Origin of the sequence: Flavobacterium sp. KACC 22763 (assembly GCF_028736155.1) — a bacterium.
GTDB lineage: Bacteria > Bacteroidota > Bacteroidia > Flavobacteriales > Flavobacteriaceae > Flavobacterium.
In genome coordinates, this window is record NZ_CP117879.1 from 4,101,708 (window position 1) to 4,126,881 (window position 25,174).

24 protein-coding genes and 1 pseudogene are annotated in these 25,174 nt (G+C 34.4%); 10 read left to right on the top strand and 15 right to left on the bottom strand.

Going from position 1 to position 25,174, the window contains the following annotated elements; translation table 11 throughout:
- Positions 1 to 36: 36 nt before the first annotated feature.
- The 3 genes from PQ463_RS17180 to PQ463_RS17190 form a co-directional block, all read right to left on the bottom strand.
- Positions 37 to 501, bottom strand: coding sequence for a DUF2752 domain-containing protein (locus tag PQ463_RS17180; RefSeq protein WP_274254725.1), 465 nt, complete (start codon positions 499 to 501; stop codon positions 37 to 39).
- The gene (locus PQ463_RS17185; protein WP_008465507.1) at positions 476 to 853 is read right to left on the bottom strand and encodes a DUF4234 domain-containing protein; all 378 of its coding nucleotides are present in this window, start codon (positions 851 to 853) and stop codon (positions 476 to 478) included. The genes PQ463_RS17180 and PQ463_RS17185 overlap by 26 nt, the downstream gene beginning before the upstream one ends.
- Before the next feature lie 190 nt (positions 854 to 1,043).
- Complete coding sequence (locus PQ463_RS17190) at positions 1,044 to 1,994, bottom strand: 2-hydroxyacid dehydrogenase (RefSeq protein ID WP_274254726.1); 951 nt, start codon at positions 1,992 to 1,994, stop codon at positions 1,044 to 1,046.
- Between the two features lie 210 nt (positions 1,995 to 2,204).
- Here PQ463_RS17190 and nhaA point away from each other — a divergent pair, with 210 nt between their 5' ends.
- Complete coding sequence (gene nhaA, locus PQ463_RS17195; protein ID WP_274254727.1) at positions 2,205 to 3,362, top strand: Na+/H+ antiporter NhaA; 1,158 nt, start codon at positions 2,205 to 2,207, stop codon at positions 3,360 to 3,362.
- A gap of 243 nt (positions 3,363 to 3,605) precedes the next feature.
- Positions 3,606 to 3,857: pseudogene (locus PQ463_RS17200) on the top strand (c-type cytochrome); the annotation flags it as partial.
- 158 nt (positions 3,858 to 4,015) lie between these two features.
- Here PQ463_RS17200 and proC read toward each other — a convergent pair.
- The 9 genes from proC to PQ463_RS17245 form a co-directional block, all read right to left on the bottom strand.
- Positions 4,016 to 4,792: a pyrroline-5-carboxylate reductase gene (gene proC, locus PQ463_RS17205; protein WP_008465511.1), complete on the bottom strand. Its 777-nt coding sequence runs from the start codon at positions 4,790 to 4,792 to the stop codon at positions 4,016 to 4,018.
- Between the two features lie 111 nt (positions 4,793 to 4,903).
- Positions 4,904 to 6,253 carry a magnesium transporter gene (mgtE, locus tag PQ463_RS17210; RefSeq protein ID WP_274254728.1) on the bottom strand — a complete coding sequence of 450 codons (1,350 nt, stop codon included), beginning with the start codon at positions 6,251 to 6,253 and terminating at the stop codon, positions 4,904 to 4,906.
- Positions 6,237 to 7,022, bottom strand: coding sequence for a 16S rRNA (adenine(1518)-N(6)/adenine(1519)-N(6))-dimethyltransferase RsmA (gene rsmA / locus PQ463_RS17215; protein ID WP_111377753.1), 786 nt, complete (start codon positions 7,020 to 7,022; stop codon positions 6,237 to 6,239). Before rsmA ends, mgtE begins: the two co-directional genes overlap by 17 nt.
- A gap of 123 nt (positions 7,023 to 7,145) precedes the next feature.
- On the bottom strand, positions 7,146 to 7,457 hold the full coding sequence (locus tag PQ463_RS17220; RefSeq protein WP_274254729.1) for a DUF4286 family protein: 312 nt from the start codon (positions 7,455 to 7,457) through the stop codon (positions 7,146 to 7,148).
- 100 nt (positions 7,458 to 7,557) lie between these two features.
- Positions 7,558 to 9,339, bottom strand: coding sequence for a tetratricopeptide repeat protein (locus PQ463_RS17225; RefSeq protein ID WP_274254730.1), 1,782 nt, complete (start codon positions 9,337 to 9,339; stop codon positions 7,558 to 7,560).
- Between the two features lie 99 nt (positions 9,340 to 9,438).
- Complete coding sequence (lgt, locus tag PQ463_RS17230) at positions 9,439 to 10,284, bottom strand: prolipoprotein diacylglyceryl transferase (protein ID WP_274254731.1); 846 nt, start codon at positions 10,282 to 10,284, stop codon at positions 9,439 to 9,441.
- Positions 10,285 to 10,369: 85 nt separating this feature from the next.
- Positions 10,370 to 11,641: a serine--tRNA ligase gene (gene serS, locus PQ463_RS17235; RefSeq protein WP_008465517.1), complete on the bottom strand. Its 1,272-nt coding sequence runs from the start codon at positions 11,639 to 11,641 to the stop codon at positions 10,370 to 10,372.
- Between the two features lie 159 nt (positions 11,642 to 11,800).
- Positions 11,801 to 12,724 carry a hypothetical protein gene (locus PQ463_RS17240; RefSeq protein ID WP_274254732.1) on the bottom strand — a complete coding sequence of 308 codons (924 nt, stop codon included), beginning with the start codon at positions 12,722 to 12,724 and terminating at the stop codon, positions 11,801 to 11,803.
- Between the two features lie 76 nt (positions 12,725 to 12,800).
- Positions 12,801 to 13,340 carry a DMP19 family protein gene (locus PQ463_RS17245; RefSeq protein ID WP_274254733.1) on the bottom strand — a complete coding sequence of 180 codons (540 nt, stop codon included), beginning with the start codon at positions 13,338 to 13,340 and terminating at the stop codon, positions 12,801 to 12,803.
- Positions 13,341 to 13,648: 308 nt separating this feature from the next.
- Between PQ463_RS17245 and PQ463_RS17250 the strand changes: the two genes are divergently transcribed.
- Positions 13,649 to 14,098, top strand: a complete 450-nt coding sequence (locus tag PQ463_RS17250; protein WP_111425320.1) for a protease complex subunit PrcB family protein — start codon at positions 13,649 to 13,651, stop codon at positions 14,096 to 14,098.
- A gap of 19 nt (positions 14,099 to 14,117) precedes the next feature.
- Here the strand turns inward: PQ463_RS17250 and PQ463_RS17255 are convergent, their stop codons facing one another.
- On the bottom strand, positions 14,118 to 14,684 hold the full coding sequence (locus PQ463_RS17255) for a hypothetical protein (protein WP_274254734.1): 567 nt from the start codon (positions 14,682 to 14,684) through the stop codon (positions 14,118 to 14,120).
- A 244-nt stretch (positions 14,685 to 14,928) separates the two neighbouring features.
- Between PQ463_RS17255 and PQ463_RS17260 the strand changes: the two genes are divergently transcribed.
- Together PQ463_RS17260 and PQ463_RS17265 are read left to right on the top strand one after the other, a co-directional pair.
- A complete protein-coding gene (locus tag PQ463_RS17260; protein ID WP_274254735.1) occupies positions 14,929 to 15,831 on the top strand; it encodes a PhzF family phenazine biosynthesis protein in 903 nt (300 codons plus the stop codon).
- A gap of 57 nt (positions 15,832 to 15,888) precedes the next feature.
- Positions 15,889 to 16,524, top strand: coding sequence for a DUF4304 domain-containing protein (locus tag PQ463_RS17265; RefSeq protein WP_274254736.1), 636 nt, complete (start codon positions 15,889 to 15,891; stop codon positions 16,522 to 16,524).
- 65 nt (positions 16,525 to 16,589) lie between these two features.
- On the opposite strand, the gene PQ463_RS17270 is transcribed toward PQ463_RS17265, so the two are convergent.
- A complete protein-coding gene (locus PQ463_RS17270; protein WP_111377641.1) occupies positions 16,590 to 16,817 on the bottom strand; it encodes a CDGSH iron-sulfur domain-containing protein in 228 nt (75 codons plus the stop codon).
- 191 nt (positions 16,818 to 17,008) lie between these two features.
- Entirely contained in the window at positions 17,009 to 18,511 is a 1,503-nt protein-coding gene (locus PQ463_RS17275; protein ID WP_274254737.1) for a family 43 glycosylhydrolase, read from the bottom strand.
- Positions 18,512 to 18,889: 378 nt separating this feature from the next.
- On the opposite strand from PQ463_RS17275, the gene metG reads away from it, so the two are divergent.
- The 5 genes from metG to PQ463_RS17300 all read left to right on the top strand — a co-directional run bounded on the left by metG (position 18,890) and on the right by PQ463_RS17300 (position 25,099).
- Positions 18,890 to 21,025 carry a methionine--tRNA ligase gene (metG, locus tag PQ463_RS17280; RefSeq protein WP_274254738.1) on the top strand — a complete coding sequence of 712 codons (2,136 nt, stop codon included), beginning with the start codon at positions 18,890 to 18,892 and terminating at the stop codon, positions 21,023 to 21,025.
- A gap of 105 nt (positions 21,026 to 21,130) precedes the next feature.
- Positions 21,131 to 22,018, top strand: coding sequence for a DMT family transporter (locus PQ463_RS17285; RefSeq protein ID WP_274254739.1), 888 nt, complete (start codon positions 21,131 to 21,133; stop codon positions 22,016 to 22,018).
- 316 nt (positions 22,019 to 22,334) lie between these two features.
- The gene (locus PQ463_RS17290) at positions 22,335 to 23,042 is read left to right on the top strand and encodes an HAD family hydrolase (protein ID WP_111425328.1); all 708 of its coding nucleotides are present in this window, start codon (positions 22,335 to 22,337) and stop codon (positions 23,040 to 23,042) included.
- The gene (locus PQ463_RS17295) at positions 23,042 to 23,671 is read left to right on the top strand and encodes a chloramphenicol acetyltransferase (RefSeq protein WP_274254740.1); all 630 of its coding nucleotides are present in this window, start codon (positions 23,042 to 23,044) and stop codon (positions 23,669 to 23,671) included. The genes PQ463_RS17290 and PQ463_RS17295 overlap by 1 nt, the downstream gene beginning before the upstream one ends.
- Before the next feature lie 33 nt (positions 23,672 to 23,704).
- A complete protein-coding gene (locus tag PQ463_RS17300) occupies positions 23,705 to 25,099 on the top strand; it encodes a hypothetical protein (RefSeq protein ID WP_274254741.1) in 1,395 nt (464 codons plus the stop codon).
- Positions 25,100 to 25,174 lie beyond the last annotated feature (75 nt).

Here is a 25,174-nt window from a genome sequence, read left to right on the forward strand (position 1 = left end):
AAACCTGATTGTTCCGAAATCAGATTACTAGATTTATTAAAACCAGATTGACTGATGCAAGATATCATCGAAAGAGTTGTTTCTCACAAATAAAACCAATCTTATAAAATGATAGACGCCCAGAAAAACAGCCAATATGTAAGCCAACTTTCGGTTGTATAAAAGTGCGGTAAAATATTCTTTTTTGGTAATTAACTCTGTAACCAAAACAACAATCGTTACGGCACAAAAAGCAATAACAAAAGGACCTAAAATGTGATAAGAAATTGATTTGTATAGATCTCCCTGGTAAAAATAAACTAGAGACTTTGTAATTCCGCATCCTGGACACGGAAAACCTGTCAGCATCTTAAAAGGGCATAATGACTGATCTGTTTCCAGATGATCATTATGGTTGTGAAGCATTAAAAAAAACGGAACTATCAGTGTAATTGCTGCACCGATAATTCCGTAAATTTTACGTCTTGTTTGCGTATTATTTATATAATCTGTTGATATCACCTTGTACAATCATTGCAGCCGCAATAGGAAAAAAGAATCCTAAAACAATTAATAAAGTAGATTGATCTTTTTGAAGCTCACCAGTTTTCTCATATACTTTTGGCAACGCATCTTTACCTGCCAAGTAGTAGAAATAAATATTAACCGGCATACAACAACCTGCAAAAATTGCAACTGGCTGCGAAATAACTTCTCTTTTCGCTACAGCGTTAAAAACCTCAGCTACTTTAATGTTCCAATAAATTAAATACAATCCGCAAGTTAAAAATCCAAATAGCAAAACCATAATAGGATCTACTTTAAATACTGGGATTTGTTCTTCAAAATTATTCGATGTTTCTTGTAATTCCATCTTCGTTTAAAAAATTTATTAATTCCTACTCTTCGGATTTTCGGCTTTCTCCAAACTTCAAAAACGAACCTATTTAGACTCATTCTTTTAAAATTCGGAAACAATATTATTAAAAATTAACAAATAAAACTAATCTCACTAAATAAAATTTACAAGAAAAAACTCGTTATTAAATTCTAAAGGCTGTAGGCTAGTTTTTGCCATACACTGCTTTAATTTTGTCAACAATTACCTGCGCTAGGCGCTCATGACTTTCAAAAGTCCAACCCGCAATATGAGGCGTCAGCAAAACATTTTTGGCTTCCAAAAGATATTGAAAAGCTTCTGGCGTGTTTTTATCTTGAAAAAGTGTTTCAAATGAAAGTTTTTCATATTCGAGAACATCCAAACCTGCTCCTAAAACTTTTTTCTCTTTCATAGCTTCAACCAAATCGGCTGTAACGATATTTTTACCACGTGAAGTGTTTATAATCCAAAATGGCTTTTTAAAGGCATTTATAAAGCCTTTGTTCACCATTTTATCAGTTTCTGGTGTCCAAGGTAGGTGAAGACTTAAAACATCTGCTTTTTCGCGTAATTCTTCCAAGGAAACTTGTTTGGCATTTTCATCTCCAACATTATCCAAAATATCGTAGCATAAAACTTCAGTATCAAAACCTCTTAGTTTTTTAGCGAAAGCTTTTCCCATATTTCCATAACCAATAATTCCCACTGTTTTTAAATCCAGTTCATGTCCTCGATTGCTTTCACGATTCCATTGCCCTGATTTTATTTCTGCATCGGCTTGGTTCAGATTATTAAATAACGACAAAATCATTCCTAAAGAATGTTCTGCAACAGCATTGCGATTTCCTTCGGGTGCAGCAATAAGATGAATTCCTTTTGAAGAAGCATACTCACAATCAATACTTTCTAGACCCGCACCAACTCTTGCAATAAATTGCAACTTAGTTGCTTTATCTAAAAATGTCTTGTCAATCTTGAATCGGCTTCTAATTACGATTCCGTTATAGTCTTGGATTTTAGCCTCAATTTCTTCTTTTGAAGATTTGAAATCAGCGTGATTTTCGAAACCAGCTTCCTCCAATTGATTCCAAAGAATTGGATTATTGCTGTCGATATGAAGAATTTTTATACTCATTTTGTATTGAATTTATAAAAAACAAAAATACGGTTAATTTAATCTCGCAAAGTCACAAAGCCGCAAAGTTTTTCCTATTGCAATAAATTTTGAACCTTTGAATCATTGCGCCTTTGCTCCTAAACTTTTTATTGCTGAGATTTTTTTTTAACTTTGAAAGAATCAAGGATTTCACAATCCATCATATAAATCTTCAGAAAATCTTCCCTAATGAAACTTACCAAGACTTTTAAAGCCTTTTTTGAAAACGAAAAATCGGGGGGAATTATCTTGCTCTTAGTCACGATTTTATCCCTTGCCCTTGCCAACTCTTCTATTCAAATTCCGTACGTTGCTTTTTGGGAAAAAGAAGTTGCGGGTCATTCTATAACCCATTGGATCAATGACGGACTGATGACTATTTTCTTCCTTTTGATCGGATTGGAGCTAGAACGCGAGATTTATCATGGTGAATTATCTAATATTAAAAATGCTTCTCTACCAATTATGGCTGCTTTTGGCGGAATGCTGGTTCCTGCCGCAATCTTTCTGGTTTTAAATTACGGAACAACCACACAAAATGGAGCTGGAATTCCAATGGCTACCGATATTGCTTTCGCAATTGGAATTTTATCGCTTCTTGGGAATAGAGTTCCTACTTCATTAAAAGTCTTTTTAACTGCTTTGGCGGTTATCGATGATCTGGGAGCCATAATTGTTATTGCCGTTTTCTACACCACATCAATTTCTTTTTTGAATCTAGGAATCGCACTTGGAATTTGGGGCTTATTATTTATCTTAAACCGAATGAAGATTCATAATCTGATTCCGTATTTAATTGGCGGAGCAGTAATGTGGTATTTTATGCTTAATTCGGGAGTTCATGCAACCATTACGGGAGTTATTTTAGCATTTGTAATTCCGTTTGGAGATGGCGGAGAAAAAACCTCATCGTATAGATTACAGCATTTTTTACATCAGCCGGTTGCTTTTTTTATTTTGCCGCTGTTTGCAATTGCAAATACCGCTATAACTATTACAGAAAACTGGCACGAAGGTCTTAATCATGTTAACACGTACGGAATCATTCTTGGACTAGTAATTGGGAAACCTCTCGGAATTTTACTTTTCTCTTCTGTCGGCGTAACTGCAGGTTTATGCACTTTGCCGAAAAATTTAAAATGGACGCATATTTTAGGTGCAGGAATGCTCGGTGGAATTGGTTTTACAATGTCGATTTTCATTACCGTTCTTGCCTTTAAAAATCCTGAAGTTATAGTTTTTTCTAAGATAGCCATTCTTATAGCTTCCTTCGTAGCAGGTTTAGCAGGTTTCTTATACTTGAAATATATTTTGAATAAAAAGCCAGTTAAGTTTGATCAATTATAAAAAATTGAACCGTCTATTTTATTAATCTGAGTAAAGCAAATTTCAAAAAAGTAAAAATTCCAACTTTAAATTCTTTAAATGAAAAGAATTCGTCAAATACTGCTTTACTCAATTTCTTCAATAATTGTGTTAGTTGGAGTAATTTTATATGAAATAAAAACATACGAACCTCCTACAAACTGGTATTGCAATACTCCGGTTCCAAACTTCTGTGGTACACCAAACTTATCAGAAACTCAAGAAAAAGGAAGAGAAGTGTTCAATTCGAATTGTGCCGCTTGTCATAAGTTAGATGCCAGAAGTACTGGACCAGCATTACGTGGTGTCGATTCCCTTGTTTTTGTAAAATGGATGACCAAAAAAAACCACAAAATTGACACTACAAAAATTGAAGATTTAGGAATAGATTATCATCGAACAATGTTTACTGAATATGTAAACACAAAAGACCTGCAATCAATAATCGAATATTGCTCCACAGAACGTAATTATTAATTTCCAAAATAAAACTTAAATACTTTGTAGAGCTTCTTGCGGAGATTTCTCGTTCCTCGAAATGACAAACTGAACTTTTTAATCTCAAAACAAAAAATTCCAAACCCCACTTTTAAAATTGGAATTTGGAATTTAAAATATTGGAATTTCTTTAAAACCTAACCTTTAATCTGTTTCAAAGAAGTTTTGATTCCTTTTATTAAAGATGAACTGAAACCATTATGCTCCATTTCATTTAAACCAACAATTGTACAGCCTTGTGGCGTTGTTACACGGTCGATTAATTGTTCTGGGTGCACTCGTTCTTCCAGAAGCATTTTTGCTGCTCCTTTTACTGTTTGAGCCGCAATTGCAAGAGCAGTATTAGAATCAAATCCAATTTCGATTCCTGCTTGCATAGAAGCGCGAATATAACGCAATGCATACGCAGTTCCACACGCGCCTAAAACAGTTGCTGCATCCATTAATTTTTCATCAATAACAGGAGCAGTTCCTAAATCTTGAAACAAATCAACAACTGGCGAAGCATTTGCTGCATATTTTTCAGGGAAAGAAATACAAGTTGCCGATTCTCCAAACTGTGCAGCAATATTTGGCATAATGCGAACAACTGGATATTCAAAATTTGTTTTGGTCTGAAGCATATCCAAAGACAATCCGCTTACAGCAGAAGCAATGGTTTTATTTTGGATAACTGGCAGGATTTCAGCCAATACCGTATCAACCTGATACGGTTTGATGGTTAAGATTACAACATCAGCTTCCTGGATGTTATGTTTATTATCGTTAGAAACCGTAATTCCGTATTCTGATAAATATTGAATACTTGCAGTGTTTCTTCTTGTGACAGTAACTTGGTTGTTTTTCGAGAATTTCGCAATTCCCAAGGCAATAGAAACCCCTAGGTTTCCTCCTCCAATAATGTGTACTTTCATTTTGGTTTGGCTTTAATTTATTTCTGATTGGTAAACAGCATTTTCCGCGTGCAAATTACGCAGATTTTAGAGATTTTAAATCACTGTAAAAAGGTAATTTGTGGCAAAAATCTAGAATCCGAGAATCAAATTTGCTACTCCAAAGTATAACATGATTCCGAATACGTCATTGGTCGTTGTGATAAACGGACCAGTCGCAATTGCGGGGTCAATTTTGTTTTTGTTCAAGAAAAGTGGCACTAAAGTCCCTAAAGTCGCAGCAAAAAGAATTACAACAATCATTGAAATCGATATGGCAAACCCAACTAAATACTGCTGATACATGATAGAATGATAACACAATAAAAGAAATGAGATGATACTTCCAGAAATCATCGAAACGGTAATTTCTTTGGTAAAATAACCACGGCTGAAATCTTTCAGTGTTCCATTTGCCAAACCTTGTACAACGATTGCCGAAGCCTGAACGCCAATATTACCTGCAGTTGCAGAAAGCAAAGGCACAAATATGATTAGTGTAGAATATTTTTGGAAAGTTGCTTCGTTGCCTTTTAAAACAAAAGACGCTACAATTTCGATTACCATTCCAATTAAAAGCCAAGGCAGACGCGCTTTTGTCAATTCATAAACGCTGTCATTCGATTCAACGTCTTGCGTAATACCGGCAGCTAACTGGTAATCTTTATCAGCTTCCTCCTTAATTACGTCTACAATGTCGTCGATGGTAATTCTCCCGACTAATCGTCCTAACTCATCAACAACTGGAATTGCCTCTAAATCGTACTTCTGCATGATACGAGCAACTTCAACATCCTCGGTATCTACTTTTACAAAATTTAATTTTCGGATATAAACATCGCCAATTTGAGTTTTGGTCGAAGAAGTCAATAAATCTTTAAGAGAAAGTCTTCCTTTTAGTCGGTTTTCATCATCAACTACATAAATAGAATGTACTCTAGAAACATTCTCTGCCTGAATTCGCATTTCTTTAACGCAGGTCAAAACGTTCCAGTTTTCATTCACTTTTACAAGCTCTTTTCCCATCAAACCACCGGCAGTGTTTTCGTCATAACGCAAAAGATCAACAATGTCTTTGGCGTGTTCAACGTCTAAAATTTCAGAGATTACTTCCGCTTTGATTTCCTGCGAAAGTTCGGCGATGATATCGGCAGCGTCATTGGTTTCAAGCTCATCAAGCTCTTCTGCAATTTCCTTTGGTGAAAGTCGGCTTAAGATGTTTTCACGCAGATCTTCTTCCAATTCAAGAAGAATTTCGGCTGTTTTATCACTATCTAAGACCTTGAAGATATAGGTTGCCTCGTCGAAATCTAATTCGTCTAAAATTTCGGCAATATCAGCGTGGTGCAGATCATTAAGTAAAACTTCTAATTCGTTGTCGTTTTTCTTGTTGATCAGCTCTTCTAGCTGGTGTATAAATTCTTTACTAACTTTGAACTCCATCGGTTTCTATTTTTAGAGTTAGTTCAATAAATTCATCGACGCTAAGCTGCTCCGGACGTTTATCAAAGATAGTGTCTTCTCGCAAATTGTCTGATAAATTTAATGTTTTCAAACTGTTACGTAATGTTTTTCGTCTCTGTTGAAAAGCTGTTTTTACAACTGTAAAAAATAACTTTTCACTGCAAGGAAGACTATAATCTTCCTTTCGGGTCATTCTCATCACACCCGATTTCACCTTGGGCGGAGGAATAAAAACGTTTTCATTAACCGTAAACAGATACTCTGTATCATAGAAAGCCTGAGCTAAAACTGATAGTATTCCGTAGGTTTTTGAGCCTTTCTTTTCGCAGATGCGCTCGGCAACTTCTTTCTGAAACATTCCAGAAAATTCCGGAATCTGGTCTCTAAGTTCTAATGTCCTAAAAACAATCTGCGAAGAAATATTATACGGAAAGTTGCCTATTATGGCAAACTGTTTGTCTTGGTAAACTTCATTTATATTATACTTCAGGAAATCCTGAGAGATAATCTTGTCTTTTAATTTTGGATAATGCGCATCCAAATACGCTACCGATTCAGTATCGATCTCAATAACGTGTGTGGTAATTGGCTTTTCAAGTAAATATTTAGTAAGCACACCCATTCCTGGCCCTATTTCCAGAACCTCCTCATATCCTTTAAGAGTCAAAGTATCCGCAATAGCTTTTGCGACGCTTTCGTCTTTAAGAAAGTGCTGTCCTAAATGTTTTTTTGCTTTTACTTTTTCCATTTCATTTCTTGTTTGCCACGACGAGGCTGCAAAAGTATTCTTTTTTTGCCACAAAGGCTCAAAGACACAAAGATTTAATTTCTTTTGACTGAATACTAATTACTGAAAACTGAACACTAAATATTAATGCTCCGAAATAACCTCCAATTCTGTTCTGAAAGAAAGCATTTTATCGGCAAATAAACCTAAAGCTTCTCTGTGAAATTCTGGTTCGTCTTCGATATAAAACTTCTCTAGAGTTTCCTTGCTATCTGTAACGTATTGTACAGAATATGTAATTCCGCCCATTTCTTCTTCAACTAGAACTTTTACTATTCGTGCTGAAGAAAATTTATTAGTAGCCAGAATTTCTGGTATGTGTTTTTCCTGCATCCATTTTAACCATTGGTCATGAACGCTTTCGTGTATGTTTGTGGTAACGTTGTAAATAATCATTTTTCTTTTAGACTTTCTTAGATTCCTTAGACATCTTAGATCTTTAGACTTTCTTCTTTCATCTAAGAAGTCTAAAGATCTAACAATCTAAAAATCTCATTTATAAATTCTTATCCCCTCTTAACTCTCGGTATTTTTTTCTGGCATCAACAAAGTAAATACTGTCTTGATGATTAAAAATTACCTTTTCATATAGCGGTTTTGCTTTTTCTATGTCTTTCAGCTCATCATTGTAAATTTCTGCTGAGAAAAATAGTGCTTCATCAACATAAATTCCGTCGCTGTGATTGTCAATAATCTGCTGATATTGGCTTAAAGCCGAAGCAAAATCTTTCTGGCTTTCGTACACTTTTCCTAAACGAAGCAATGTTACCGCTTCTATTTCCTGACCTTTATAAGTCTTTAAAATATTCTGAAACTGTGTAATCGCTTCCTGTTTTTTATTCTGATAAATCAAAAAATCACCTTTTGCAAATGCTTTTAAAGCAACTTGAGTCGAGTCTGCAGCGGTGTTATCATTAATTAAAAGGAAATACTCTAAAGCATCATTAGCGATTAATTGGGTGTTTGCCGCTTTTAATTCTTTGAATTGCTTATTTGCCCATTCAAAATCGCCTTTGTAATAACTTGTTTTTGCCGCTTTCAAACTTGCTTCGTGCGCCATTACATCATTCTTTAAATCCAATTGAATTTGCGAATAATAAATAAGCGCCTGATTGTACTTTTCTTCTAAAAGCAAAATATCAGCCAATTCCATTTTGGCATCGGCTTTTTGATATTCGTTTAGATTTAATTCTAAAGCCTTTTTGATTACTGCCTTTCCTTCTTCTGTTTTTTTCAAATTAAAAGCCAGAAAATGCGCTTGAATGATTTGCAAAGATAAGGTAAAAGGACTGATTTCGTAAGTAGCCAGCAATTGCTTCAATTCCTGATCGATTAACGGATAGTCTTTTTCCTGTGCATTATCGATCTTTATTTGCATTAAATAAGCATTCGACTGAATCAGCAAACCTAAATCTTTGGTGTTTTGAAGAATGAAATTCAGGATTTCAACAGCTGTTTCGTCGTCGTTTTCATTCATCGCAAACTGACTCAAATTGACAATGCTCATCAGCGATTCTGGCTCACGCTTGTAAATGGCTTTTTCCTGAATAAACGCTTTACCGAATTCTTTCTGCTGTACATAAAACCAACTTAGATAATGATTCCAGAAAACATCTTGATCTTTTTGAGTTCTTAAGATTAAGGCTTTTCGCATGGCATCTTTAAAAGCCGTATTATCGGTTTCACCATTCATGAATCTTGACAATTGTGTCTGAATCAGATTCGTGTTTTGCGGATTTGTGAAAGACTCAGTCAACAACAAATCAATCATTAAATCGGTTTTCCCCAACTGTCCATACAGCATTCCGATTTGAAAATTGAAATTGAAATTGGGTTGAACCTGCATTGCAGTCTGATACGCTTTTAAAGCATATTCTAACAATACTTTTTTCTCAAACGAACTTGCAACTCCATAAACATCGTTTGGATTGACCTTTATTTTTTCGATTGCCTGTTCGTAATAATTTTTAGCTTTTGAATCGTTTTTCTGCAATTGGAAATTATATCCTAACTCCACCAAGAAAACCCCTTGTTTGTATCGGTTGTAACGATCTTGAATTGCTTTTTCTGCATTGGCAAACTGCTGTAACTGCTGATAGCAATCAACCGTTCTTAAAAAATACTGCGTATTAGATGGCGCACCTCTCAAAAGCTCTTCATAACTGATTTTTGCTTTATCAAAGTCTCCTTTATCGTAATAATATTGTGCAAGCTGCTCGTTTTGTGCAAACGCAAAACCAGAACATAACAAAACGATACCAATCAATATGTTTCTCATATTTTTTAAGTTTTCAGTCGCAATCGCAGTTTTCAGTCTTACAACCTGTAAACTGTCACTTTTTTTAGTTTTCAGTCGCAGTCGCGGTTTTCAGTCTTTTTAAAACTGCAAACTGTTACTGTCCACTGAGACTTTCTTAGTTTTCCAAAAAATCAAAGCTAAACCAATTAAAATAAATGGGATACTTAAAATCTGTCCCATATTAATCAGCATATTATTTTCAAAAGCTTCTTGATTTTCTTTAAAAAATTCAATTATAAAACGAGCTGTAAATAATAAAGTTAAGAAAGTTCCAAAGATTAATCCCTGCGCATTTCTAATTTTTTCTGATTTGTACATATAAAACAGTATTCCGAAAATAAGCAAATAAGCAAATGCTTCATACAATTGCGTTGGATGTCGCGGAATCAAATCATCTCTTTCAAAAACTACTCCCCAATTTCCGTTGGTTGGTTTTCCATAGATTTCAGAATTCATAAAATTTCCCAATCTGATAAATGTCCCCGTTACAGGAACCGCAACAGCCATTTTATCTAGAAGTCCCAAAAATTGCACTTTGTATTTACGGCAGTACAAAATCATTGCTGTAATTACACCAATCGATCCTCCGTGACTTGCCAAACCTTGATAACCTACAAACTGATAAACTCCTTTAATCTTCTGGATTGGCAAAAGAATTTCTATCGGATGTTTGAAAAAATAATCAGGCTCGTAAAAGAAACAATGTCCAAGTCTGGCGCCTAAAACGGTTCCGACGATGACATAAATCAATAAAGTGTCGAGGTTATCCAGAGAAAGATTCTCCTTTTTGTAAATATTTCTAACAATATAAAAGCCCAAAAGAAGTCCGCAGGCAAAAAGAGCTCCGTAATATTTTAAAGGAAAACTATCTGTAATCCAGAAAATAACAGGATCTACGTTCCAGTTTAAAATTCCATTCATCATGCTCCGTTTTTTAATTTCTATAAATTAAGAAAACCTAACAGGTTTTTAACGTCTGTTAGGTTTGTATCTTAAAAACTATATTTTTTTAGTTTATAATATCAAATCCACAGTAAGGACGTAAAACTTCTGGTATTACGATTCCTTCTGGAGTTTGGTAATTTTCAATAATTCCAGCTAAAACACGTGGAAGCGCTAATGAACTTCCGTTAAGTGTATGCGCCAGCTGATTTTTTCCGTCTTTGTCTTTGAAACGTAATTTCAAGCGATTTGCCTGGAAAGTTTCAAAGTTAGAAACAGAACTGATTTCTAACCAACGATCTTGAGCAGTAGAAAATACTTCAAAATCGTAAGTCAAAGCAGATGTGAATCCCATATCTCCTCCGCAAAGACGTAAAACTCTGTAAGGTAATTTTAATTCTTTTAAAATACCTTTTACATGTTCTACCATTCCGTCAAGCGCCGCATAAGAATTGTCTGGATGCTCGATACGAACGATTTCTACTTTATCAAATTGATGCAAACGGTTTAATCCGCGAACGTGTGCTCCGTAAGAACCTGCCTCACGACGGAAACATGGCGTATACGCTGTCTGTAAAACTGGCAATTCGCTTTCGTTCAAGATAACATCACGAAATAAATTGGTTACCGGAACCTCAGCCGTCGGAATTAAATACAAATCGTCAATTCCAGCGTGGTACATCTGTCCTTCTTTATCTGGCAATTGACCTGTTCCGTAACCAGAAGCTTCGTTTACCAAATGCGGCACCTGAACTTCATTGTATCCTGCAGCGGTGTTTTTGTCTAAAAAGTAGTTGATCAAAGCACGTTGAAGCTTTGCTCCTTTTCCTTTGTAAACAGGAAATCCCGCTCCAGTAATTTTTACACCCAATTCAAAATCGATGATGTCGTATTTCTTTACCAATTCCCAGTGAGGCTGTGCGCCTTCGTGTAAAGCTGGAATATCTCCTTCTTGGAAAACATTCAAATTGTCATCTGGGGTTTTTCCTTCAGGAACAATATCTGCCGGAAGGTTTGGTAATGTGTATAATTTATTGGTTAACTCAACAGCCAAAGCTTCTGCTTTTTCGCTCAGTTCTTTGCTTTTTTCTTTTAGTGAAACTGTTTTCTCTTTTAAGATTGCCGCTTTAGCTTTCTCACCAGCTTTCATCAATTCACCAATATCTTTGGACAATTTATTAGATTCTGATAAAGTATTGTCTAATTCCACCTGTGCAGCACGACGATTTTCGTCTAATTGAACCACCTCTTCAACAACGCTTTTAGCATCGATATTTCGTTTTGCTAAAGCTTTGATTACTTTCTCTTGATTTTCTCTAATAAATGCAATTTGTAACATAGCTTGATTTTTATAACTATTGTATTTTTTATAACGGAAGCAAATTTAAGGAAATGTTTGTTAACATTAGGTCAAAGTTTTGCAGTAAAACCGAAATCTCCTATAAACAGCAAAAGCACTATAAAAGTGCCCTTGATGTTATTTGGATTTTTTTGGATTTTATTCCAAAAAACGAAGTCTGTCATCTCTATGAAAAGCGTATTCTCGTCCGTTATACTTTATTTTTTCTAATTCTTTTTTAATTTTCAAATCACTTTTTTCTTCAATACCATTTTCTACATCATTTTCTACAGCTTCTTCATAAGAAAAGTTTTTGCTAATAATTAAATCAAAATAACCGTTTGTTTTATCATTAGAAAAACTCATACCTGTTTCTAAAGTTTCGATTTGAAAAGTACCGCTTCCGTTAGAATCTCCATTGGTCAATCGAATTGGGTATTCGTATAAAACCTTTTTTATTTCCTTATCGGCCAGAGTTATTAATGTGAATTTCTTCTCCGAATACAAAACAATTCGACTGCTCGCACTGGCTTCGGTATAAAAAGCAATTGCTGGAGTAGTTTCGTTGAGAAAAACTAGATCTTTCAAAATATGCGATTTCGAAAACTGAATGGCTTCATTATCATAATAACCTAAATTATCGTCAAATTCTTCAGCAATTACACTTCCATCTTCCCGATTTACAAATAAGTATTTACGCTGAAAATAGTTTCCCAGCTCATTATCATTATCATTGGTTGTGAATGCTTTTTTATCGTGCGAAACAGTTGTCAAGACAAAAAAAGCGATTTGGTCGTCATAATTGATAGAACTTGTTTCATTAATTTTAATATCTGAATATTTGATTTTGAGATTTGCCGCCACTTTAGAAAGCAGCTGAAGATTCATTTCTTTTGAATCTTCAATTTCATCCAGATTTTTAAAAATGAGTTTTTTTACTTGTTTCTTGTTAAAGCCAAGTTCGGTATCGGCTTGCGAAAGAAGTTCTTGATCCTGAACCTCAGCAGTGTCTTGAGCTTTTTCATTCTTCCCGCAGGAAAACAAAAACATCAAAACGCCACATAAAAGAATCGTTTTTTTCATAGGCTTTGATTTGTTAGAAATTTAGGGCATTTCAAATATATAATTTTCTTACAAACCTCAGCAGGAAAATAAAAAATTAATCTCTCTTAATTTCGTGACCTACAAACTCTTCCAATGCTTTAAACATTTCTTCAACCGAAAGCACTTCTGTATCGGGATGCGATTTTAAAAAAGTGGCATTCAATTCGGCCAGATTTTCGTCCAATTCAAAATAAGCGTTATTATTCAGCAAGTCCTTGAAAGCGTTCGGAGCATCATATTTCTCTTTTAGAAATTTTCCGAGTTTGATATTACTCTGCAAGCGCAGTTTGCGGCATTGTTCTTTAAACAATTCCAAATGCTTTTCGGCACCAATCAAAGCTAAACCTTCTTCTATTAGTTCATTAAGTTCTTTATTCCATCCTGAATCATGAACAAATTTCGAAAAATTTCCTTCTGCATATTTTGAAGCATAAAAATCTAAATAATAACTCATTAAAGCATCTTCATGAATTAAATCATCGTCTATTTTTTCTTCGCGCATTAAATTGATTACCGAAATATTCGAATTTACAACATCCTGAGGATTTTCGCTATTGGCCGCCGTTTCTGAAATAATGATTTTACCGAATTCCATTTTGAGTTTTTATTTAAAAGATTGTTTTGCAAAGTTGCGGGAAATAATTGAATGTTCCTTTTCAAACTTGTTTAATTTGCGTTATTTTTTATGCTGTTTAACCTACAATATAGTCTTTTTGACGTGAAATACAATTTTTCTAGTATTTCTACGTTTGACCTTACAATCTTTAACAAAAATCAACGTTATCAATTTAAATTAAAAAGTTGGCCAAAAATTGACTACCTTTAAGCAACCATTTATAAAAAATCATATCTGTTTAAGAAATAAGACTTTACAACAAAGTTTTCCTAGCTAAAACCAAAAACATGAAACAGATCTTACTACTATTTAGCATCCTGCTTTTGCTGGCCAGCTGCGACAATGATGAATTGCCACAGTCTGATGTTCCGTTTGCATTGGTGGGTAAAGGAGATTCTTTTTCTAATGGCCAAAGCATTGCGCAAAGACATTTGGTGATTAAAGACGCTAAAACCTGGAATAACTTTAAGAAAGAAATGAACATCACTAGCGATGTAGCAAAAGATTTTAAAGAAACGAATATTGATTTTACCCAATATCAAGTTATCGCTGTAATTGATAAAACACAACCCAACGACGGACATTCTATCGATATTGTAGAAATGACCGAAAACCGCAATACTATAATTGTAAAAGTCGAAAAGCTGGAAAATGGTAATCTTACCAAGAAATCATCCAAACCTTACGATATTGTAAAAACAGCAAAAACAGACAAAAAAGTGGTTTTTGAGCAATAATCTTTTGCAAGTTTTCTAACTATTCAATGTTAAACAATCTCAAAATATAAGAGAGTTCATAAATTATAAAAAGCACCGCTAGAACAGCGTGAAACTTTTTATTATCTATTTTTATTGCTATCAAACATAAAACAATATGGCTTATAACCCGAACAAAGTATTCGTTTTGGTTGTATAGAAAATAGTCTCCACCTTTAATCGCAGTATCGATTATATCTGCTCCAAAACTTATTGCCAAAACCGAAAAAAACCATTTTTTTCTGGAATAAAAATAATCTTCGTATCCCGTGTAATCTACTAAATCGTCGGGATAAAGAATCGCACATAGCAAATAATAAATCAAGATATAGCAGATAATAAAGAAATAATCTGCAAAATACCACTCGTGAATTAGTTTTAAATTAAACTCCCACCACCAAAAGTGAATAAGCATCAAGAACACATAAAATACCCATAAAGCATGCACAAAATAAAACTTCTTGCGCCCAGGATGCTGGATAAAAATTACAGAACCTTTTATGAGATGCGTTAGACTCAAACCCAAAATAATCCCGATAATTGATTTGACATGTGTAAGTTCTTCCATAAATAAATTATTTTATTTACAATGAACTAAAATTACTTGATTTCCTTCAAAATAAAACATCTAGATATTGATTTTTAACTTTTTACAATTCTAATCTCGACTTGCTTTTTGATTTTACGAACGAACTTTTAATAAAAAAGTAATATTAAAATAACCACGAAAAGCAAAACCTATTCATGAAATACAATAATAAACAGTAATTTTAGTCCATTCAAACTCCGTTTAGCAGTAAAAACAGAAAAGTATGAGTCAAAGAAAAGTATTAGAATATTACGTTTTAGACGTATTCTCAAACGAGAGCTACAAAGGAAACCCGCTTTCTGTAGTTTTTACAGATGGAAATCTAAAACTAGAAACCTATCAGAATATTTCTAGAGAATTTCGCTATTCTGAAACCTCCTTTGTCTATTATTCTACAAGAGAAAAATCGCTTGTAGTGCGTTCGTTTACTCCAACGGGAATCGAAATCGATGGTGCAGGCCATAATTTATTAGGCGCAGTCTGCGGTGCTCTTCTAAAAGGGCTTCCTATTTTTGATGAGCAAAATGAAAGTGAGCCTTTTGTAATTATGAAACATTCGGCAATTCCAGTAACGGTAAATTTTGATTTGGATAATTTTTCTCCAGTTGTTCAAATGCATCAAAAATCGGCAGTTATTAAACAAGAAATCCCAACGTACAAAATTGCAGTAGCGCTGGGCTTAAAAATTGAAGATTTGGATGTAAATGCTTTTGTGCCAACAATCGTTAAAACAGAAGTTGCACATACAATGGTTCCTATAAAAAACAGTGAGATACTTAACAGTTTTACTCCCGACAACCAACTTTTGATAGAAATCTCAAAAGAGTATGATTTTGAAGGCTTTTATTGTTTCACCCCAGCTGAAGAAGGTCTAGATCACATAGTGGAAACTAGATTTTTTAATCCTATAATAGGAATTATCGAAGATCCAGCAACAGGAACCGCAGCGGGACCTTTAATTGGTTTTTTAACGCAAAAGAAATTCACTAAATCTGATAAAGAATATAAAATTCTTCAAGGTGTAAAATTAAAACAGCCGTCAATGATTGAAGTGATGAATCGGGAAGAAGATATTTTAGTAGGTGGTTCTTCGATTATTACGATGAAGGGAGAGCTTTATATATAATTTTAAAAAAAACGTAATCTTTTTATTACTTTTGCGTTTTATAGAATATTTTATATCATGAATCCAAAAGATCTCATAACTACAAGTATCGAAAAAACTTTACTCAAACCTTTAACTCAAATTGGCTTTACTTTTTCAAAAAGCACTTTAACTTTTAAAAGAAAAGTCGACGAATTTGTCCAAACGATTCATTTTCAATTAAACAGACATAACCAAGAAAATGTGTCTGCAGAATTTTGGACATCATTTGGAATTTCTTCAAATTTATATTCTAAATGGCATAAAACTAACTTTAACGAAAATCCAATAAATAGCATTTTAAGTAGTTCAATGGATTGGAATATTAAAAATTGGGAATTTCCAGTCATCAACGATAAAAAAGAATCTCATTTTCAAATCATAAGTGAAAAAGAAAGAGAAAATGTACTTCAAACACTAAAGAATAATGTTTTAAATATAGGAGTTCCATTTTTAGATAATCTTTCAAATTGGGAAAATGCTGCAAATAAATTGGTTGAAGAAAAATGGTTTCACTACAAAGCTTGTGATTTTTTTCTAATTGCTGGAAATAATGAAAAAGCATTTTGGGCTTTACAACAAGGAATCGATTATTGGAGCAAAAATCCAAAAGCATCCTTTCCAGAAGACAAAGAAAAAATTCAGATTCGATTATCAAAATATTTTGGAAGATAAATCAAATAAAAAAAGCTGCATTTTTCAAGATACAGCTTTTTTTATATTCAAAACTAAACAAAGATTTAGTTTGTTTTCATTGGCGGTAAATCGAACGCTTTTGAATCGTGTTCGAAATTATTACGGTGTGCCCCGTCGCAAAATGGTTTGTTTGCAGAATGTCCGCAACGGCAAAGTCCTAATGCTTGTCTTCCTTGTAAACCGTAAAGTGTTCCTTCTGGATCCATGATTTCAAAATCGCCTTCAATTTTGATTGATCCGTTTTTATTGATGATTAATTTTGTCTTGCTCATAAACTTGTTTTTTTCGAGCGCAAAGATTGCGAATTATATTCTTATTTATAAACTCGAAACGTAGTTTAAACTGGTTCTATTTTATTTGGAATTCCGCAGAGAAACACAAAGATTTTACACAAAGATTCGCAAAGTTTTTTATTCTTTTGTCAGACTGAGCGAAGTCGAAGTCCCGCAAAGATTAGCTTAACTTACTCTAAGGTTTTGTAAACAAAATTCTTAAACTTCACACTTCCTTTTCCAATCGAACAAAGACCAATTCTTAATCCTAAAAATCCACTTAAGACATTATGATTGTATCCTGAAACTTCAACTGAATTCTCGATTTTCTTCCAATCTTTTCCATCAATACTGTAAAACATATCAACTGTGTTTTTAATGTTTTTAAGTTTGAGAAAGACTTTTCGCGTATGCGTATTTTTTTCTGTTGGAAACTGCCAACCTCTCAAATTCGCCAAGATATTGTTTTGATCAGCCAATATTCCCGAGTAATATTTATTATCGTAAAAAAGCGTTAATCCGCCTACTGCATTGCCTTCTATTTCCATTTCAACCTCAGCTGAATAAGAATGTCCACCCGGAACAATTACAAGAGGCGAACTGTTTCCTACTCCATCGCCTTTTCCTTCAATAGTCAAAGTATTATTAGCAACTTTAAATCTTGAAGCTTCTACTCCGTTGTAAAATTTCCATTGCGGTTTAAGAGCCGAACCTTCAAAATTGTCGCTCAAAGAAAATTCAGGAAGTGTTTTCCCTTCTGGTTTTGCAATTGGTTTATCAGTCTCGATATGATCTGGAATTTTATACCAACCATCTTTTGTCCATTCTACTGGCTGAAGTAAAGTCTGACGCCCTAAGTTGTAATAATCCTTTTCGTAACCATGAAAAATCATCCACCATTTTCCGTTTACATCTTCAAAAATGGTACTATGTCCTTTTGACCACCAAGTTTCAGAACTGCTGTTGGTTCTCACAATCGGATTATGAGGCGAGTTTTCCCAAGGTCCAAAAGGTGATTTTGATCTTGCGGAAATCACCATATGACTTGTTGCTGGCCCAGCGGTTCCACCTTCAGCAACCGTTAAATAATAATATTCGCCTCGCTTGAAAAGTTTCGGCCCTTCCATACAAAAACATTCAATACTCCATTCACGCGGAATTTTCCATCCATCGTAAACATGTTTCAATTCGCTTGTTACCGAAAGTCCGTCTTTTGATAAGGCAACGTAACCTCCGTTGCTGAAATATAAAAAACGGTTTCCATTATCATCAGTAACATGTCCTGGATCAATATTCCCGATTTTCAAATCTACTGGTTCGCTCCACGGACCGTTTATAGAATCTGCTGTAACGACAAAATTGGTATTATTCGCAGGGAAATAGATGTAATATTTGTTATTGTACTTTATTAAATCGGGCGCCCAAACGGCTCCTACATATTTATGAAGCGCATTTGTAACAGGTTCCCAATTCATTAAATCGGTCGAATGCCAAATTAAAAGCCCTGGATAATAATCGAACGAAGAATGAACGACATAATAATCTTTCCCGTCTCTCAATAAACTCGGATCTGGATAATCTCCAGCAAAAATTGGGTTTGAATATTGTCTCTGCTTTAAATTCTTTTCCGATTGTGATTGAGAATAACCGTAAAACGAAAACAGTACTAAAAAGGTTAGATATATTTTTCTCATGTTTTGATATTTTTTTTCAAATATAGTCAAAAAGACTATAAGGTTTGTATTGAGGAGATTTTTTGTGATTGTTACGCAGAGATGCGCGGAGGATTTTCGCAGAGGTTCGCAATTTTTTTATGAAAGAAGTTAAATTAATCTCGCAAAGTCACAGAGACGCAAAGTTTTCGATTTATTTTGTCATTTCGAGGAACGAGAAATGACAAACTTCATGGTTAATCCTTAACTTAAAAACAAAAAACTTTGCGCCCTTGCGACTTTGCGAGAACCAAATTCAATAAAATCTTGGCGAATCTCAGCGCTTTTTCTTTGTGAATCTCTGTGTAATATTAAAATCTCAATTCTATTGCTTATTTTTGCACTCAATAAAATTGAATTATGATACAAGATCCAAAGAGATATACGATCACAGCGGCATTACCTTATACCAACGGACCTATTCATATTGGTCACTTGGCTGGGGTTTACGTACCTGCAGATATATATTCGAGATATTTAAGATTGCAAGGAAAAGATGTAGCATTTATCTGCGGAAGCGATGAACACGGAGTTGCAATTTCGATGAAAGCCAAGAAAGAAGGAGTTACACCGCAAGAAGTTATTGATAAATATGATGGAATTATTCGTAAATCGTTTGAAGATTTCGGAATTTCATTCAATAATTATTCTAGAACTTCTGCTAAAATCCATCATGATACGGCTTCAGAATTCTTTAGGACTTTGTATGATAAAGGAGATTTTATTGAAGAAGTTACTGAGCAATTGTACGATGCAAAAGCAAATCAGTTTTTAGCAGACCGTTTTGTGGTTGGAACTTGTCCGAAATGTGACAATCCAGAAGCTTACGGAGATCAGTGCGAAAAATGCGGATCGACTTTGAACGCGACTGATTTGATCAACCCAAAATCGACAATTACGGGAGAAACTCCGATTCTTAAAGAAACAAAACACTGGTTTTTACCTTTAGATAGATACTCTGATTTCTTAACTGAATGGATTTTAGTCGGACATAAAAACGATTGGAAAACGAACGTTTACGGACAAGTAAAATCTTGGATCGATGCAGGTTTAGAACCTCGTGCCGTAACGCGTGATTTGGATTGGGGAATTGATGTTCCTGTTGAAGGTGCTGAAGGTAAAAAACTATACGTTTGGTTTGATGCGCCGATCGGTTACATTTCTTCTACTAAAGAATGGGCAGCGCGCGAAGGAAAAGATTGGGAACCATATTGGAAAGATGAAGAAACGAAATTGGTACACTTTATCGGAAAAGACAATATCGTTTTTCACTGTATCATTTTCCCAGCGATGCTTAAGGCTGAAGGAAGCTATATTTTACCAGACAACGTTCCAGCAAATGAATTCTTGAATTTGGAAGGAAATAAACTTTCGACTTCTAAAAACTGGGCGGTTTGGTTACACGAATATTTAGAAGAATTTCCAGATAAGCAAGATGTTTTGCGTTACGCATTGACATCTAACGCTCCTGAAACAAAAGATAACGATTTTACTTGGAAAGATTTCCAAGCGAGAAATAACAACGAATTAGTTGCTGTTTTCGGAAACTTCGTAAACCGTGTTGTGGTTTTAACCAACAAATATTACGATGGAATTATCCCAACTCCAAACGAATTTACAGAAGTTGACGAACAAACTTTAGCTGAATTAAAAGCGTATCCAGCCGTGATTTCAAGTTCGGTGGAGCGTTACAGATTCCGTGAAGCTTTGGGCGAATTGATGAATGTGGCTCGTTTAGGAAATAAATACCTTGCAGACGAAGAGCCTTGGAAAGTTATGAAAGACAATCCAGAGCGTGTAAAAACTCAAATGTATGTGGCGTTGCAAATTGCTGCTGCGTTGAGCGTTTTGGCTGAACCGTTTTTACCTTTTACTGCTGCAAAACTTTCTAAAATCTTGAATTTAGCTGACCTTAAAGAACATTTTGCGGGTTTCAGTAAATTCCTAAAAGAGAAAAATCGTGATGCAAAAGACATCATTATTGATAAAACTTTAGGTTGGAATGACATTTCTGAAAACTCAGATTTATTGCCTGCAGGACATAAAATTGGTGAAGCAGAATTGCTTTTCGCTAAAATTGAGGACGAAGAAATACAAAAACAAATAGATAAATTGGAAGCGACAAAAACCGCAAATATTGCTGAAAACAAACAAGCAGAACCACAAAAAGATTTAATTCAGTTTGAGGATTTTGCGAAAATGGATATCCGTATCGGAACTATTTTAGAGGCTGAAAAAATGCCAAAAGCAAACAAACTTTTGGTTCTAAAAGTAGATACAGGAATCGATGTTCGTACCATTGTTTCAGGAATTGCTGAGAGTTTTTCGCCAGAAGAAATCATCGGAAAACGTGTTTCTGTATTAGCAAACCTTGCGCCAAGAGCTTTACGCGGTGTTGAAAGCCAAGGAATGATATTGATGACAACAAACGCTGAAGGAAAACTGATTTTTGTAAATCCAGATGCTGATGCGCCGAATGGAGCGACTGTAAACTAAATATTTATATATTTATAAATTGCGTGAGTCGATTAAACTTTAATTGATTCACGCAATTTTCTTTTTAAACTATGCACCAAAAAAACTTGAAAAAATAAACTAAAAATGAAACTCACAAAACCAAGATTAGCCCTAATCTGCGGTATACTCTGCATATCTATTTTCCCGATATTGGTAAAATTACGTTTAACACCAGGATTAATTTCGGCTTTTTACCGAATGTTTTTTGCCGTGGTGCTGCTTTTGCCTTACGTTATTTTCAGCGGTAATTTCAAACTTCCAAAATTAAAATTTGCTCTTTTGGCAATACTATGCGGTGTTTTATTCTCATCTGATGTTGCCGTTTGGAATATCGCCATTCAGGAATCAAGTGCGACTCAGGCTTCGTTGCTGACCAATTTATCTCCCGTTTGGGTTGGTGTTGGTTCTTTCTTTTTTCTGAAAGCAAAACCTGCAACGAATTTCTGGATTGGAACATTGGTCGCTTTATTCGGAATGGTAACTTTGGTCGGTTTTGAGTTTTTTATCGATTTAAACTTCGACAAAGCATTTCTATTTGCCGTTTTATCTGGAATTCTGTATTCCATTTATCTTTTGGTCAGCAAAAATGTGCTTTCAGAAGTTGATGTTCTTTCCTTTATGACGATTAGTTTATTTGCTTCAAGCATCTATTTAGGAATTTTATGTTATGCATTGGGCGAACCTTTCACCGGATTTTCAAATGCTGGCTGGTTTGTTCTCGTGCTTCAGGCCGTTATTTGCCAATTATGCGCTTGGCTTTCGATTAGTTATGCGACTCAGCACATGCGTGCAACGAGGGTTTCGCTAAGTTTATTGAGTCAAGCTGTAATTACCTCAATTTTAGCTTGGTTGTTTTTGGAAGAACAAATAACTTTACAGATGGTTTTCGGCGGAATCATTCTGCTTTTCGGAATCCGAATTACATTTTACGATAAAACAATTTCTTTGAAAGGGCTTTTTTCTAAGGATTAAGAAAAAGGTTTCACGCAGATAACACAGATTTGAGCAGAATATTTTTTTATCTTAACAGAAAATCATTAAAAAAAATTAGTGTAATTCACAATTAGTTATCAGAAGTAGCTAAAAATTTATTTTAATTCGTGAATTCGTGGCGAAAAAAAATCTCACGCAGATTTAGCAGATTAGGCAGATCAAAATCTTTTTAATCCTAATAATCTGTGGCAAAAAATTAGTTTAATTCGTGAATTGCTTCGCCTGTTCGCTATCGCTCGGGTCGTGGCTAAAAAACCTGAAACAAAGAAAACTTTAAACTTGAAACAAAAACACCATGTTACATAAAACTAAAATACCAAATCTTAAAGTAATCGCATTTGATGCCGATGATACTTTGTTTGTAAACGAACCTTATTTTCAAGAAACCGAACATAAATTTTGCGCTTTGATGGAAGATTATCTTTCGCATCAAGGCATTTCGCAGGAATTATTCAAAATAGAAATTGCCAATCTGCCATTATATGGTTACGGAATCAAAGGCTATATCCTTTCGATGATTGAAGCCGCAATGAATATTTCAAATAATACCATTCCGATGGAAGTCATTGAAAAGATTATTCAATACGGAAAAGAATTACTAGAAAAACCAATCGAGCTTTTAGACGGAATTGAAGAAACTCTCGCTGCCTTAAAAGGAAAATATAAATTGGTTGTTGCTACAAAAGGCGATTTAAAAGATCAGCACAGTAAATTGCACCGTTCTGGTTTGGGACATTATTTTCACCATATCGAAGTAATGTCAGACAAACAAGAAATCGATTATCAGAAACTTTTAGGCCGTTTAGATATTGAACCGCACGAATTTTTGATGATCGGAAATTCATTAAAATCAGATGTTCTTCCAGTTTTAGGAATTGGCGGTTATGCCGTTCATATTCCATTTCACACTACTTGGGAACACGAAAAAATTAATCACACTATAGAACACGAGCATTTTAGTTCATTTGAAACTATTGCAGAAGTCGTTCCGAATTTATTATAATGAAAACACTTTTAGACCTAGAAAATTGGAATAGAAAAGAGCATTTTGCCCATTTTAAACAAATGGAAGAGCCTTTTTTTGGTGTCACCGTAGAAATTGACTGCACAAAAGCGTATCAAACTGCAAAAAGCATCAACGCTTCTTTCTTCAATTTCTATTTGCATAAAACTTTGGTTGCAGTAAATGCCATTGAAAATTTTAGATATCGAATTTCAGAAGACAAAATATACATTAACGACCAAATTGATGCATCGGCAACAATTGGTCGTGAAGATGGCACTTTTGGGTTTTCTTTAATTGAATATCACCCAGATTTTAAAACATTCGAACAAATTGCATTAACCGAAATCGAGCGCATTCAAAACACAACTGGACTTTTCACAAGATCTTTTGATGATGATAATCTGATTCATTTTTCGGCAATTCCGTGGCTGAATTTTAGTTCGATAACTCATGCACGCAGTTTTACATATCCAGACAGCTGTCCAAAAATTTCATTTGGCAAAATGATGGTTTCAGAAACTGGAAAAAGAACGATGTCAATGGCGGTTTATGTTCATCATGGTTTGATGGATGGAATGCATGTTGGTCAGTTTGTAGATCTTTTTCAAGAGCTTATGAATCAATAAAATAAGCGGAACGATTTTTGCGCCCAAAAACATATGAAACGAATTTTCCTTTTTCTGTTTTTAATCTCCAGTACTGTCCTGTTAAGTCAGACAGTGCTGACCTCTTATTCAATCGATTTAAAAAATAAACTAGGACAATCTGAAATCATGGTTGGTGAAAATACCGCTACTCATGACGTATTTGTTTTTGCCGCAAGCGCAGACAGTCTTTCGATATTAAAATACAATAGCGCTTTATTTTTAAGAGACAAATTTGTCACAAACCGTCAGTACACTGAAAACAGATCTTTGATGGGTTATAGTTTTAGCGAAGACGGAAATCCGACTTTGTATTGGTTTTCTAAAGAAGAAAAAACAATTATTCTAATTAAATATTATCTGGAAAACAAAACTTCAAGAGCATTAAAATTTCAAATTCCGTTTGACGAAAACTATCTCATAACCCAATATCAAAAAGACAACAATTTTTATTTATTGATGCAAAGCAAAACAAAACAGGCATTGACTGCTTTTGTTTTTAAAAACGGAATGGCTGAGGAAAGATTTCTCGATTTCAGCTCTTTCAAATTCATAGATAGAAAAACACAGCCTAGAACATTTAACCAGATTTTGAATGAAAACCCGATTGAAAAAATGGATTCTGGCGAATATAATCCGCTGTATAAGGTTAGTGCCAAAAGCAAAATCTACACTCTCCCAAACCGTTTGATTCTGACTTTGGATCAAAGTTTTAGAAAGACACAATTGTTTGATATTAATTTAGAAAGTCAGGAAATAATAGAGAAGACGTTTATGAAGCCTGTTGGAGATAAAAATCCAAAATCATCTAACTCTTATTACCATGAAAACAAATTATATCAGATTAATGTTAACGCTGACGAACTTTTGTTTGATATAAAAAATTATGAATCTGGTGAATCTATAAAATCATTTGCCGTTACCAAAAAAGACACTATCCGTTTTGCTAATTCACCTTTACTAATGCAGATTGAAGATCGTGAGCCTAAACAGTTAAAAAATACAGCCAAGTTTTTAAACGTATTGTCTTCTCTTGATGCCGGGATTTCGGTTTATAAAAATCAAAAAAATCTCTTTATCACTTTAGGAGGTTCGGGCAGCGATTTAAAATCGATTTCTCTGAACGGTTTCAATTTTAATGACTCTTTTGGAGATTTCCCTTCAAACAATTATTACAATATTGAAACAAACTATTCTGCTTTTTTTGAAAGCATTTGGACCAAAAAGCTAGAATTAACCCAAGAAATGCACGAGCCTTTTGCTGCTGATAAAGTCTACTATTTTCTAGATTCACATAAGGAAGCTGCCCTTCCAAATACCCTTAAACTTAGTAATTATACTATTTTAAGCTATTATGACATTGTTGCAAAACAACTGGTTCTGCGCAAATTTACTGACGGATTCAACTAAACAAGTCTTTATCAGTAGCTTACAAAAATAAACGCGCGTTTATTTTTATCATCCTTTTTATTTTAAGCCTTGATT

Bases quoted from the DNA above. Each gene is read 5' to 3' on its own strand.
- mgtE (WP_274254728.1), bottom strand. From the start codon at position 6,253: ATGGAGTTCAAAGTTAGTAAAGAATTTATACACCAGCTAGAAGAGCTG.
- PQ463_RS17275 (WP_274254737.1), bottom strand. From the start codon at position 18,511: ATGAGAAAAATATATCTAACCTTTTTAGTACTGTTTTCGTTTTACGGT.
- PQ463_RS17255 (WP_274254734.1), bottom strand. From the start codon at position 14,684: ATGGAAGAACTTACACATGTCAAATCAATTATCGGGATTATTTTGGGT.
- PQ463_RS17220 (WP_274254729.1), bottom strand. From the start codon at position 7,457: ATGATTATTTACAACGTTACCACAAACATACACGAAAGCGTTCATGAC.
- metG (WP_274254738.1), top strand. From the start codon at position 18,890: ATGATACAAGATCCAAAGAGATATACGATCACAGCGGCATTACCTTAT.
- PQ463_RS17285 (WP_274254739.1), top strand. From the start codon at position 21,131: ATGAAACTCACAAAACCAAGATTAGCCCTAATCTGCGGTATACTCTGC.
- serS (WP_008465517.1), bottom strand. From the start codon at position 11,641: ATGTTACAAATTGCATTTATTAGAGAAAATCAAGAGAAAGTAATCAAA.
- PQ463_RS17240 (WP_274254732.1), bottom strand. From the start codon at position 12,724: ATGAAAAAAACGATTCTTTTATGTGGCGTTTTGATGTTTTTGTTTTCC.
- PQ463_RS17300 (WP_274254741.1), top strand. From the start codon at position 23,705: ATGAAACGAATTTTCCTTTTTCTGTTTTTAATCTCCAGTACTGTCCTG.
- PQ463_RS17245 (WP_274254733.1), bottom strand. From the start codon at position 13,340: ATGGAATTCGGTAAAATCATTATTTCAGAAACGGCGGCCAATAGCGAA.
- PQ463_RS17260 (WP_274254735.1), top strand. From the start codon at position 14,929: ATGAGTCAAAGAAAAGTATTAGAATATTACGTTTTAGACGTATTCTCA.
- PQ463_RS17225 (WP_274254730.1), bottom strand. From the start codon at position 9,339: ATGAGAAACATATTGATTGGTATCGTTTTGTTATGTTCTGGTTTTGCG.
- PQ463_RS17290 (WP_111425328.1), top strand. From the start codon at position 22,335: ATGTTACATAAAACTAAAATACCAAATCTTAAAGTAATCGCATTTGAT.
- nhaA (WP_274254727.1), top strand. From the start codon at position 2,205: ATGAAACTTACCAAGACTTTTAAAGCCTTTTTTGAAAACGAAAAATCG.
- rsmA (WP_111377753.1), bottom strand. From the start codon at position 7,022: ATGGAAAAAGTAAAAGCAAAAAAACATTTAGGACAGCACTTTCTTAAA.
- PQ463_RS17270 (WP_111377641.1), bottom strand. From the start codon at position 16,817: ATGAGCAAGACAAAATTAATCATCAATAAAAACGGATCAATCAAAATT.
- PQ463_RS17295 (WP_274254740.1), top strand. From the start codon at position 23,042: ATGAAAACACTTTTAGACCTAGAAAATTGGAATAGAAAAGAGCATTTT.
- PQ463_RS17185 (WP_008465507.1), bottom strand. From the start codon at position 853: ATGGAATTACAAGAAACATCGAATAATTTTGAAGAACAAATCCCAGTA.
- lgt (WP_274254731.1), bottom strand. From the start codon at position 10,284: ATGATGAATGGAATTTTAAACTGGAACGTAGATCCTGTTATTTTCTGG.
- PQ463_RS17190 (WP_274254726.1), bottom strand. From the start codon at position 1,994: ATGAGTATAAAAATTCTTCATATCGACAGCAATAATCCAATTCTTTGG.
- proC (WP_008465511.1), bottom strand. From the start codon at position 4,792: ATGAAAGTACACATTATTGGAGGAGGAAACCTAGGGGTTTCTATTGCC.
- PQ463_RS17250 (WP_111425320.1), top strand. From the start codon at position 13,649: ATGAAACAGATCTTACTACTATTTAGCATCCTGCTTTTGCTGGCCAGC.
- PQ463_RS17265 (WP_274254736.1), top strand. From the start codon at position 15,889: ATGAATCCAAAAGATCTCATAACTACAAGTATCGAAAAAACTTTACTC.